The sequence below is a fragment of the Mesorhizobium sp. 1M-11 genome, from assembly GCF_001303895.1.
Taxonomy (GTDB): domain Bacteria; phylum Pseudomonadota; class Alphaproteobacteria; order Rhizobiales; family Rhizobiaceae; genus Mesorhizobium.
Window position 1 is genome coordinate 96,262 of record NZ_LJSD01000062.1, and the last position, 12,205, is coordinate 108,466.

8 protein-coding genes and 1 pseudogene are annotated in these 12,205 nt (G+C 59.3%); 7 read left to right on the forward strand and 2 right to left on the reverse strand.

The window, feature by feature from the left end:
- Positions 1 to 17: 17 nt before the first annotated feature.
- The 3 genes from gpt to AO692_RS26940 all read left to right on the forward strand — a co-directional run bounded on the left by gpt (position 18) and on the right by AO692_RS26940 (position 2,067).
- Complete coding sequence (gpt, locus tag AO692_RS26930) at positions 18 to 515, forward strand: xanthine phosphoribosyltransferase (RefSeq protein ID WP_054313139.1); 498 nt, start codon at positions 18 to 20, stop codon at positions 513 to 515.
- A 264-nt stretch (positions 516 to 779) separates the two neighbouring features.
- The gene (locus AO692_RS26935; RefSeq protein WP_054313140.1) at positions 780 to 1,271 is read left to right on the forward strand and encodes an NUDIX hydrolase; all 492 of its coding nucleotides are present in this window, start codon (positions 780 to 782) and stop codon (positions 1,269 to 1,271) included.
- Positions 1,272 to 1,383: 112 nt separating this feature from the next.
- Entirely contained in the window at positions 1,384 to 2,067 is a 684-nt protein-coding gene (locus AO692_RS26940) for an aspartyl/asparaginyl beta-hydroxylase domain-containing protein (RefSeq protein ID WP_054313141.1), read from the forward strand.
- 24 nt (positions 2,068 to 2,091) lie between these two features.
- Here AO692_RS26940 and AO692_RS26945 read toward each other — a convergent pair whose 3' ends face one another.
- Positions 2,092 to 2,499, reverse strand: a complete 408-nt coding sequence (locus AO692_RS26945) for a hypothetical protein (protein ID WP_054313142.1) — start codon at positions 2,497 to 2,499, stop codon at positions 2,092 to 2,094.
- 690 nt (positions 2,500 to 3,189) lie between these two features.
- Here AO692_RS26945 and AO692_RS26950 point away from each other — a divergent pair.
- Both AO692_RS26950 and AO692_RS26955 read left to right on the forward strand, forming a co-directional pair.
- Positions 3,190 to 6,969, forward strand: coding sequence for a vitamin B12-dependent ribonucleotide reductase (locus AO692_RS26950; RefSeq protein ID WP_054313143.1), 3,780 nt, complete (start codon positions 3,190 to 3,192; stop codon positions 6,967 to 6,969).
- Between the two features lie 583 nt (positions 6,970 to 7,552).
- Positions 7,553 to 8,932 (forward strand): hypothetical protein, encoded by a 1,380-nt coding sequence (locus AO692_RS26955; RefSeq protein WP_054313144.1) that lies wholly within the window; start codon positions 7,553 to 7,555, stop codon positions 8,930 to 8,932.
- Positions 8,933 to 8,982: 50 nt separating this feature from the next.
- Here AO692_RS26955 and AO692_RS26960 read toward each other — a convergent pair whose 3' ends face one another.
- A complete protein-coding gene (locus AO692_RS26960; protein WP_054313145.1) occupies positions 8,983 to 9,918 on the reverse strand; it encodes a PIN domain-containing protein in 936 nt (311 codons plus the stop codon).
- Between the two features lie 35 nt (positions 9,919 to 9,953).
- On the opposite strand from AO692_RS26960, the pseudogene istA reads away from it, so the two are divergent.
- Positions 9,954 to 11,520: pseudogene (istA, locus tag AO692_RS26965) on the forward strand (IS21 family transposase).
- A complete protein-coding gene (gene istB / locus AO692_RS26970; protein WP_054308547.1) occupies positions 11,453 to 12,181 on the forward strand; it encodes an IS21-like element helper ATPase IstB in 729 nt (242 codons plus the stop codon). The pseudogene istA and the gene istB overlap by 68 nt, the downstream one beginning before the upstream one ends.
- The last annotated feature ends 24 nt before the right edge of the window (positions 12,182 to 12,205 follow it).

The following is a 12,205-nucleotide window of genomic DNA, read 5'->3' on the forward strand; positions in this document are numbered from 1 at the left end:
CGCCTGCGGAGTGCGCGATGTCCCTACCCGAAAAGGCCTTTCCCGTTTCCTGGGACCAGTTCCACCGCGATGCGCGTGCGCTCGCATGGCGGCTGTCCGGCGTCAACGGACAATGGAAAGCAATCGTCTGCATCACCCGCGGCGGGCTGGTGCCTGCGGCAATCATCTCGCGCGAACTCGGCATCCGCATCATCGAGACGGTGTGTGTCGCTTCCTACCACGACTATACATCCCAGGGGCAGTTGCAGGTTCTGAAGCATATCGAGTCTTCCCTGCTCGCTGATGATGGCGTCGGCGTCCTCATAGTCGACGACCTCACCGACACCGGCAAGACAGCCGGCATCGTTCGCGCGATGATGCCAAAGGCGCATTTCGCCACCGTCTACGCCAAGCCGAAGGGCCGCCCTCTGGTCGATACCTTTGTCACCGAAGTCAGCCAGGATACCTGGATCTATTTCCCATGGGATATGGGTTTCACCTACCAGAAGCCGATCGCCGACGATCACGCCGGCTAGACTGACTTATAGTTTCTTTGCCGTTCCGAACGGCTTCGCTCAAGGGGCGCGCATCCGAATCAAGGACGCGGGGCTCGCCTGAACGATGGGCATTGGCCATCTGCAAGGCGGAAATGTTCCTTTTTCAGCCCGCTTTGCACAGTTTTTCCCGCCTGCATGCATGTTTTTCGGAAGTTGTGTGCGGTTTTTACTTTTGTTTCGCAAAATAGCGCCCATATTTCGTGAGACGGCAAAGAAGTTTCGGTTTCTTGCGGTGACTTTCGAATGTTGAACGGACCTCTAGCAAACGCCAATCTGGCCGAAAGGGTAAGAAAACTTTTCGGCACGGTTCCGTTGCGCCTGCAGGTCGCCGCCCTGCCCTGGCGCTCGCATGGCCGTTCCATCGAAGTGATGCTCATCACCAGCCGCGATACCGGCCGCTGGGTTCTGCCCAAGGGCTGGCCGGAAGCACGCGAACCGCTGTGCGAGGCGGCAGCCCGCGAGGCGGGCGAGGAAGCCGGGCTGAGAGGTGCCGTTTCGACGCTCGAAGTCGGCCGCTACTTCTACGCCAAGGCTTTGTCGACCGGCCAGCAGGTGCCTTGCGAGGTGCTGGTGTTTCCGCTCAAGGTCACGGATGTGGCCTCCAAGTGGAAGGAACGGCATGAGCGTGAGCGCAAATGGGTGACCCCGGCCCAAGCCGCCCGCATGGTCAACGAGCCGGATCTTGGCCAGATCATTGCGTATTTCGGCGAAAACCCGAAGCGTTTCGCCGCCTGAGTCTCTTCGCAGACGCCATTTCAGCCGCCGCATCAATGCTGCCCGACCGGAACCAAGACGGCTCGGTCGAGTTTATTGTCGTCTTTGTCTCGGGCAAAGCTGGAGATGAGCGATGTCATTCTATGACAGTGCTTCCGGTACGGTGCGGCGGATCTATGAAAGCCGGATCCATACTCCGCCAATTCTTAGCGCCGCGGCCGATTTCCCCAATTCGCCACGTTTCACCGACGCCTGGCAGGCAATCCGCGACGAAGCGCTTGTCGTGCGAACGAAAAAAGTGCCGCGCTTTCACGAGATCATGCCCGAACAGGCCGACATCTCCGCCAATGACGGGCTGGACTGGCGCATGTTCGTGCTCAAGGCCTATGACATCCCGGTGGCGGCAAACCTTGCGCGTATGCCGGTGCTCGCCTCGATCCTTGCCGAGTGTCCGGAGGTGAAGTCGGCGGCGGTCTCCTTCCTCGCTCCCCACAAGCATATCCCGCGCCATCGCGGTCCGTTCCGCGGCATCATGCGTTTTCATCTAGGGCTGCAGATTCCACGCCTGCCCGACGGCAGACCGGCGACGATCATGATGATCGATGACAAGGAGCACCGCATCTCCGATGGTGAATGCCTGTTGTGGGACGACACCTATCCGCACGAGGTCATAAACCTGTCCGATGAGCCGCGTACGGCGCTGCTTCTGGACGTATGGCGTCCGCATATGCCAGCCGACATGGAAGTGCTGTCGCGCGCGATCGTCAGCGTCGTCCAGCTTGGCATGCGCTATCGTGGGGTATCCTATTCAGCCTGACCGGTAGCCCATCGCCGACCAGCCTCAAGTCTCGGTCTGCGATGAAGACCCGACGGCTTCATCGAGTGGTGCCGCATGTTTCGGCGAACCACCGGCGGTCGGGGCGCTCGTGCCAGACCATTCGCGGATCATCCTGAGCGCCGCCGACTTCAGCGGCTTCCATTCGAGTTCGCCGCCGTCGCGCAATTCGTCATCCCATTGCTGGGACAGGGTCACGCTCTCGAAACCGGTCTCGGAGCTGCCCTCATCAAGCGGCCATTGCGTCTGAGACGGGCCGGGAACCATCAGACCGCCCATCGGCGCCGCCGCATAGTCGCAGATCGCCGGGTCGCAGCATTCATCGACCAGCGCGGCAAGCAATACGAGTGATGGAGCAACAAACAGCCCGACGACTTCGCAGTCGGCGGACTTGCGGACGAAATAGGCTTTCAACTGTCACCCCAGTTGCGTGACGGCCGTTCCCTCTCAGCCATATTTCCCCCGCGCCTCTTTTACGCGCGCGGGCTGAACAAGCAAGCCGTCACCGGCAAATTACCGGCGGCGGCACTCACTTTTTCCAGATGATTTTCTCCCCATTATCCACATATGTGACACACAATATATTGGGGTCACAAAATCTACAAAAACGAACTCTTGACGCCTCAGGGCGAGTCGACTTTTATAGGTCATGTGCTCGTGTTTCGGGCGCGACCGGAAAGTTTCGAGGCCGGTCTTTTTCCCAGGAATTTGTGCGTTTTCGCTCGTTTTCCGCCTTAACCACTAGGCCGGCGGAGGCGTGGTGTTTGTCGGGTTCGAAACACCGAAAAGGAGACATTTACGGCTGGAATAAATGACCTGTTAACACTATATTTAGTGTTTGCAGCCAAGCTCGGCCCTAGATAATGTGAAGACCCCTCCAATGAGGGAATCGGAAATTTTTCAGATTTGAGAGACCCGCGCGGGTCTGTCGGCAGGCTGATCAAGGCTTCGCAAGAGGCAAAAAACGGCAAGTCGACGGCAGGGCGCGGTGAGGAACCCCGGCTGTTGCGAGGCGGCCGGAAAACTGGGACGTGCGCTTTTTGGAAAGGGATCGGGCAAACACCCGCAAAAAGCGCTATATATAGACAAGAAGGAACCACGACGATGCGCATCGAGCGGCGTTTCACCAAGCCAGGACAATCGGCTTATGCGGAGATCGAATTCCGCAAGGCGCTTTCCGAGATCAAGAATCCGGATGGCTCCGTGGTGTTCCGCCTCGACGACATCGACGTGCCCGCGCAGTTCTCGCAGGTTGCGGCCGACATCCTGGCGCAGAAATATTTCCGCAAGGCGGGCGTGCCTGCGCGTCTGAAGAAGGTCGAAGAGAACGACGTCCCCTCTTTCCTCTGGCGTTCGGTCGCCGACGAAGCCGAGTTGGCCAAACTGCCCGAGAACGAGCGCTATGGTTCCGAGCGCGACGCCCGCCAGGTTTTCGACCGTCTCGCCGGCACCTGGACCTACTGGGGCTGGAAGGGCGGCTATTTCGCTTCCGAGGAAGACGCTTCCGCCTTCCGCGACGAGCTGGCCTACATGCTCGCCACCCAGCGCGTGGCGCCCAATTCGCCGCAGTGGTTCAACACCGGCCTGCACTGGGCCTACGGCATCGACGGCCCCGGCCAGGGCCACTATTACGTGGACCCCTTCACCGGCAAGCTGACCAAATCCAAGTCGGCCTACGAACATCCGCAGCCGCATGCCTGCTTCATCCAGTCCGTCGGTGACGACCTCGTCAACGAAGGCGGCATCATGGACCTGTGGGTGCGCGAGGCGCGCCTGTTCAAATACGGCTCCGGCACCGGCTCGAACTTCTCCTATCTGCGCGGCGAAGGCGAAAAGCTGTCGGGCGGCGGCAAGTCGTCAGGCCTGATGAGCTTCCTGAAGATCGGCGACCGTGCCGCCGGCGCCATCAAATCGGGCGGCACGACACGCCGGGCCGCCAAGATGGTCATCGTCGACGCCGACCACCCCGACATCGAAGCCTTCATCGACTGGAAGGTGAAGGAAGAGCAGAAGGTCGCCTCGCTGGTCGCCGGCTCCAAGATCGTCAAGAAGCACCTCGACGCCATCATGAAGGCCTGCGTCAACTGCGAAGGCCAGGACGACGACTGCTTCGACCCAGCCATCAACACCGCGCTGAAGCGCGAGATCAAAGCCGCGAAGAAGAACGCCGTGCCGGAGAACTACATCCAGCGCGTCATCCAGTTCGCGCGCCAGGGCTACACCGCGCTCGACTTCAAGACCTACGACACCGACTGGGATTCGGAGGCCTATCTCACGGTCTCTGGCCAGAACTCGAACAACTCCGTCTCGCTGAAAGACGACTTCCTGCGCGCCGTCGAGACTGACGGCGATTGGCACCTGACCGCCCGCAAGGACGGCAAGGTCTTGAAGACGTTGAAGGCCCAGGACCTGTGGGAAAAGATCGGCTACGCCGCCTGGGCTTCGGCCGATCCGGGCCTGCACTTCAACACCACCATGAATGACTGGCACACCTGTGCGTCGGCCGGGGCCATCCGCGCGTCGAACCCGTGCTCGGAATACATGTTCCTGGACGATACCGCCTGCAATCTGGCTTCGATCAACCTGCTTCCCTATCGCCAGGAAAATGGCGAGATCGACATCGCAGCCTATGAGCACACCACCCGCCTGTGGACCATCGTGCTCGAGATCTCGGTGATGATGGCGCAGTTCCCATCCAAGGAGATCGCCAAGCTCTCCTACGATTACCGCACGCTCGGCCTCGGCTATGCCAATATCGGCGGCCTGCTGATGACCTCCGGCATTCCCTACGACTCGGCAGAGGGTCGCGCCATCTGCGCGGCGCTCACCGCGATCATGACCGGCGTCGCCTATGCCACCTCGGCCGAGATGGCCTCCGAGCTTGGCGCCTTCCCGGACTATGACCGCAACGCCGTCAACATGCTGCGTGTCATGCGCAACCACCGCCGCGCCGCCTATGGCGACAAGGACGGCTACGAAAAGCTGGCGGTCAATCCCGTTCCGCTCGTCCACGCCGACCTGGCGCAGGCCGAGCTCGGCCAGCATGCCAAGGCGGCCTGGGACCGCGCCATCGAGCTCGGCGAAGAGCACGGCTACCGCAACGCGCAGGCAACCGTGATCGCTCCGACCGGCACGATCGGCCTGGTGATGGATTGCGACACCACCGGTATCGAGCCCGATTTCGCTCTGGTGAAGTTCAAGAAGCTGGCCGGCGGCGGCTATTTCAAGATCATCAACCGTGCCGTGCCCGAGGCATTGCGTACGCTCGGCTATTCGGAAAGCCAGATCGCCGAGATCGAGGCCTATGCCGTCGGCCACGGCAACCTCAACCAGGCGCCCGCCATCAACCCGTCGTCGCTGAAAGCCAAGGGCTTCACGGATGAGAAGATCGAGGCGGTGAACGCAGCGCTGAAGAGCGCCTTCGACATCAAATTCGTCTTCAATCAGTGGACGCTTGGCGCCGACTGGGTGAAGGAGACCTTCGGCTTCACCGACGAACAGCTCGGCGATTTCTCCTTCGAGATGCTGCCGGCGCTGGGCTTCTCCAAGAAGGAGATCGAGGCCGCCAACGTCCATGTCTGCGGTGCGATGACGCTGGAAGGCGCTCCCTTCCTGTCGGTCGAGCACTATGCGGTGTTCGATTGCGCCAATCCCTGCGGCAAGATCGGCAAGCGCTACCTGTCGGTGGAAAGCCACATCCGCATGATGGCGGCCGCCCAGCCTTTCATCTCGGGCGCCATTTCCAAGACCATCAACATGCCGAACGAAGCGACGGTCGAGGACGCCAAGAGCGCCTACATGCTGTCGTGGAAGCTCGCGCTCAAGGCCAACGCGCTCTACCGCGATGGTTCGAAGCTGTCGCAGCCCCTCAACGCTTCGCTCATCGCCGATGACGACGAGGACGAAGACGACGCCGTCGAAGCGCTGATCGCCGCGCCCGCCGCCGCCAAGGCCGTGCAGGTGACGGAGAAGATCGTCGAGCGCGTGGTGGAACGGCTCTACCGCGACCGCGAGAAGCTGCCGAACCGCCGCAAGGGCTACACCCAGAAGGCGATCGTCGGTGGTCACAAGGTCTACCTGCGCACCGGCGAGTTCGATGACGGCCGCCTCGGCGAGATCTTCATCGACATGCACAAGGAAGGTGCTGCCTTCCGCGCCATGATGAACAACTTCGCCATCGCCATCTCGCTGGGTCTCCAGTACGGCGTGCCGCTGGATGAATATGTCGAGGCCTTCACGTTCACCAAGTTCGAGCCGGCCGGCATGGTCGTCGGCAACGATGCCATCAAGAACGCTACCTCGATCCTCGACTATGTGTTCCGCGAACTGGCGGTTTCCTACCTGTCGCGGCACGACCTCGCCCATGTCGACCAGTCGGACCTCGACAAGACCTCACTCGGCAAGGGCATCACCGAAGGCAAGACGACGCCGTTCTCCAAGGGGCTCTATCGCGGCGTCTCGCCGGTGAAGCTGGTGTCGAACCTCGGAGCCGAGCCCAAGGGCTTCGGCGGCAGCCAGGCACCCGCCGCCCCTGCTCGCCCGGCGTCGACCGCCTTCGCAGGCTCCAACGTGCTGGCGCTGAAGCCGAGTGCCGAAGACGCGCTTGCCTACAAGCGCGACTATGAGGAGCGCGCCAAGGAACTGGCCGAGGACATCGCTTTCGAAGACGTCGCCGAGGAAGAAACCCCAACGTCGGCGCTGTTCACCGACGCAGCCGCGCAGGAAGCCGCCGAGGCGAAGAAGCTCGCCGCCGACCGCCGCGCCAAATCGCTGCTGCAGGGCTACACCGGCAACAGCTGCTCGGAGTGCCAGAACTTCACGATGGTACGCAACGGCACCTGCGAAAAGTGCGACACCTGCGGCGCGACCAGCGGGTGCAGCTGATAGTCGTTTGAAATCATATTGTTAAGAAAACGGCCCGGTCGCAAGACCGGGCCGAATGTGTTTGACCAGGAACCTGACGCGTCACCATATCTTGCTCAGCGTCAAGATAGATGGCTCATCCGACACTCAAAGTTGTCTCACCTAGATAGATAAGGAAAAAAGCCCAGACATCTGTATGTCTGGGCTTTCACCTTCTGGCCTCTGTCCCTGGCTGAGGGTGTGAAGACAATCTCGTGGAACGGCACCCGTGTCTCCACGGAACGGTACATGCGATTGCCTCTGGGATCGGCATTCGCTCGCTTGGTCCAGCTGTTACATGCTGTCTGACGCTCTACCCAATCTCCTTCGTCTACCGCAACATTGCCAGCTGATCCCGTGTAGGGAACTCATCGTTTTGATCCCGTCGCCAAGAGGTAGCCCGCCGGCAAGAATCTCCTGTTCACCGTCAGGTAGAGGGCGGTACCGCACTCGCGCAGTTGCGCCCCGCGCGAACCTACCAGCAGCTGGGTTGTCCGCGCTTGCCTTTTTAGGTGTGTGGTGCGAGTCAGTAAGGACAATCACATGACTCTTCTGGTTTTAATGCATGACTACCAATCGCTTAGTCCTGGTCGACAATGCAACACTAAGTGGAGTTGAACGCCTACTCGGCGAAAGCCAGACGCTCAACTTGAACAACATCGACAACGACATTCTATGCTTGGAAAAGCTTGTAACTGCCATCCTGTTCAGCGACAGCATGGTCAGCGTCGATGACTACAAGGAAGAATACCGATCGCAACGATTGCGTCGATTTGAATTCATCGACTTCCTAAAGCTCCCTCCGGAGACATACGCAACTCTGTCCAACGAGTCCGCAGATTTTGCGAAGAGCATGGCTTTTTCGTTTGAAGGATCAAAGCCCGCTGGCGATGTAGTCAGCTTCTTCGAAGCACTTCGCCTCGACCCACAGTTGCGGTGGGACATTTTTGTCTCAAGCGAATACCTAACGATGTCCCTTCTGGTCAGCGACACCCGGGATATCCGCTATGAAACCGCATTGGATAGCGTATTCCGGAACGAGACAGCCAACGCCGACGCGGTAGTCGCGGGAGGTATTTCCCCACCAACCATCTCGGTCGAAGGGCACCCTGAAATCTCGGACGTGAAGGACTTAGTCCAGGCCTTTGCATCGGCAAACCCGAATTATCGCGGATCCGCATCCAAGAGCCTCTTGGGGCGCTGCATTTTTGGCTACGGATGGGCAGCTGAAAGGTCTTATTTTTACAATGCCGTCGCAGCCAAGGAGGGTGCAGATGCCTTCTTGGCCCCGCTCCGGGATGCCTTCTGCGAGAGTTGCTGCAGGCTGGAGTCGCGATCTCAAGTCAACAATTTGATCGAAAGTTTAAAATCCAGGTCTCAAGATACTTTGGCCAAAATCGTAGATGCAAGCGGACAAGCACGTTTTGCGATGAAGTTGCCATTTTTTACCGCATACTTAGTATCAAAATGTGACAACCCAAAACAATGCATAGAATATGCCCTACAGCTCCGCGGAAACAGCGATTTTCGCAAGTGCCGGGACATATTGCAAAACCTCAATCATCTTTCGACCCAAGATCGATATAGAGAAGTCAACAATATACTAAGATTACTGGAACAGTCTTGCTCGTCCCTATTGAAGTCATACGGCTTGTCAAATGATAGCGGACTACAAATGTCGATATCCTTGGGATTATCCGGATTCAGTCTCGATCCAGGTATTAAGATTGGCAGACTCTTCATGCCTTATCGGAACAAGCCATTCGCTCGTATCTTCAGAAACATTTCGCAAGACATGCTAAACATCGAACGACTTGGCGGCCTGTACGAAAAGCTTTGCACTTCCATTAGGAAACACAAAGAGTCATCCTATCCTCGGATAGCGGTGACACCAAAGTTCATGGAACGTAGAGAAAATGACAACGGCCGACCAGCCGAGCTTTGATTTGGGTGGAGAATTCGACACGACGCAGTAGATGTGGCTGTTGCGCGAAATCACGTATCGAGCATATCCCAGTCATCGCCAAGAACCCAGCGGATCGCAGACAGCTTACCGTTGATCATGCCCCATTCGAAGGTATCCCACGGCCCCAGATTGTCGATCCCGACCTCTGCTTCGGTCTTTCGCGCTGCCTCTTGGGCAAGTTGCCACACACTGTCGATAATAACTTTGTTGCGACTGCGGGGCTTCACCGCATCCCATTGCTCCTTGGTCACAACCTTCACCTTGCCCCGTTCTATATTGATGCGGCTGTTCCAGTGACGGTTATACCAAACTTGCTTGAACAGAAGTTCCTCGACCTCTTGTATCTCTGACAACGTTCGAGATTGGAGTGCTCCGTAGAGCTGCAGGTCATAGTTGGCCAACAGATCGATATCGAAGTCGTTGAGCAGATCGGCTAGAGATACCCAGTACTTCGACCTGACACCATCGAAATAGGGAAGTAGGTCAGCGTGCGGTTGGCGGTGATCGCCGTTATCTGCACTAAAGTCGGTCTTATTGTGTGTGACGAAGGCGAACTCAACGTCAGCGCGATCCTCCCGGCGCATCGCCTCTGCATACGTCTCGAAAATGACTGCATCGCCGACACTGTTTTTCCCTCTATGGAATGGTGCCATTCGGGAAAGAGCTCGTTCCGCAGCCTTAGCCTTGATGTCATCTGTCGTGGGCGACGAGGTAGATGATCTGAGCAGATCCTCAACCTTTTCAAGGGACTCATTCACCGCCTCGCCCTTGTGGATAGCCGCGTGATCAGCCTCGTCCAGAGCCTTGACCGTCACGTCTTTGTCCTTCGCGTCGCCAAATTTCCACACCGCCTCCCGCACGAGGCTGAAGTGCGAATGCAGACTGTGTGTTTCGGCGTGGAATAAGGACCCCGTTTCAGGGGTGACCGGCGTCCAAAAAGGACCCCTGTAACGCAGGGTTGTCACACTGCCTTCGGTTTCATCGGGGGCATTTGTTTTGGATGTTGGTTGTGGAGACGATTGCGAAGATACGTCGGCTTTCGCTGGTCCAGGGGAAGTCGATCAAGGAGATCTGCCGCGAGTTGAGGATATCGCGGAAGGTTGTCCGGAAGGTGCTGCGGTCGAACGCGACGGAGTTCCGTTACGAGCGTGAGCATCAGCCGATGCCAAAGATCGGCCCCTGGCAGGATCAGCTCGACGGGCTTTTAGGTGGCAATCACGGCAAGGCGGGGCGCGAGCGGCTAACGCTGATCCGAATCTTTGAGGAGCTCCGCGGTCTCGGATACGACGGCAGCTACGACGCGGTTCGCCGATACGCCAAGAGCTGGGCGAAGGCGCAGGGATCAGCGACGGCGGAAGCCTATGTGCCGTTGTTCTTCGCGCCGGGTGAAGCCTACCAGTTCGACTGGAGCCACGAGATCGTCCTCATCAATGGCGTGACTGTGACCGTGAAGGTTGCCCATGTCCGGCTTTGCCACAGCCGCATGATGTTCGTCAGAGCCTATCCGCGCGAGACGCAGGAGATGGTGTTCGACGCGCACGACCGGGCCTTCGCCTTCTTTGGCGGCACCTGCACGCGCGGCATCTACGACAACATGAAGACGGCGGTTGAGACGGTATTCGTCGGCAAGGACCGGCAATACAATCGCCGCTTCCTGCAGATGTGCAGCCATTATCTGGTGCAGCCGGTCGCCTGCACGCCGGCGTCGGGCTGGGAGAAGGGTCAAGTCGAGAACCAGGTCGGGCTGGTGCGCGAGCGCTTCTTCACGCCGCGGCTGCGCTTCAAATCCTATGAGGAACTCAACGCCTGGCTGCTCGACAAATGCATCGCCTACACCAAGACGCACCGTCATATCGATCAGCCGGAGCGCACGATCTGGGAGGTGTTCGAGGAGGAGCGCGGCAAACTTGTCGAGTATCGCGGCCCCTTCGACGGCTTCCACACGGTCCCCGCCTCGGTATCGAAGACCTGCACGGTGCGCTTCGACAACAACAAATACTCGGTGCTGTCGACTGCCGTGGGCCGACCGGTCGAGATCCAGGCCTATGCCAGCAGGATCGTCATCCGGCAGGATGGCGTTGTCGTCGCCGAACACGCCCGTTCGTTCGGGCGCGGTGAGACCATTTACGATCCCTGGCACTATGTCCCCGTGCTCGCCCGCAAGCCCGGCGCATTGCGCAATGGCGCGCCGTTCCAGGACTGGGTTCTGCCCTCGGCGATGGAGCGGACCCGGCGCCGACTGAAGTCCTCGGATGACGGTGATCGCCAGATGGTGGCGATCCTGGCTGCGGTGTTGACCGACGGGATCGATGCCGTGGAGGCCGCCTGCCAAGAGGCGCTCGACCAGAACGTCTGCTCGTCAGCTGTCATCATCAACATTCTGGCGCGGCGGCGCGATCCGGCGCCAGCCATCACCATTCTCACCCCGGACGCTCTTCGCCTGCGCCATGAGCCGCAGGCCGACTGTGCCCGCTACGACAGCCTCAGGAGGGCAAGCTGATGGAACGCACGCAGGTTCTGGATCTGATGGGAACGTTGAAGCTCTACGGCATGCGCAGTGCCTATGACGAGGTTATGGCGACCGGCATCAAGCGCCAGCACGAGCCGCCGAGGATCGTCGGCGATCTGCTGTCGGCCGAGATCGCCGAGAAGCAGGCGCGCTCCATCAAATACCAGCTCACCGTCGCAAAGCTGCCGATCGCCAAGGACATCGAGGAGTTCGACTTCGACGGCACGCCGGTCAACGAGGTGCTGGTCAGGGACCTTGCCAACGGCACCTTCGTCGCCGACCAGCGTAACGCCGTTCTCATCGGCGGCACCGGAACCGGCAAGTCACATCTGGCGATTGCCCTTGCCCGATCCCTCATCCGCAACGGGACGCGCGGTCGCTTCTTCAATGTCGTTGATCTCGTCAACCGGCTCGAGACCGAGCACCGCGGTGGCAAGCAGGGCCGTATCGCTGACTACCTGACCCGATTGGACTTCGTCGTCCTCGACGAACTCGGCTATCTGCCCTTCGCGCAAGCCGGCGGGCAGTTGCTCTTCCACCTGATCAGCAGGCTCTACGAGCGCACCTCGATCATCGTCACCACCAATCTGGCGTTCGGCGAATGGCCCGCTGTCTTCGGCGACGCCAAGATGACGACGGCGCTGCTCGACCGGCTCACCCATCACTGCGAGATCATCGAGACCGGAAACGAATCCTGGCGATTCAAGAACCGCGCCTGATCACCCCATAACGCCGATCCGCGC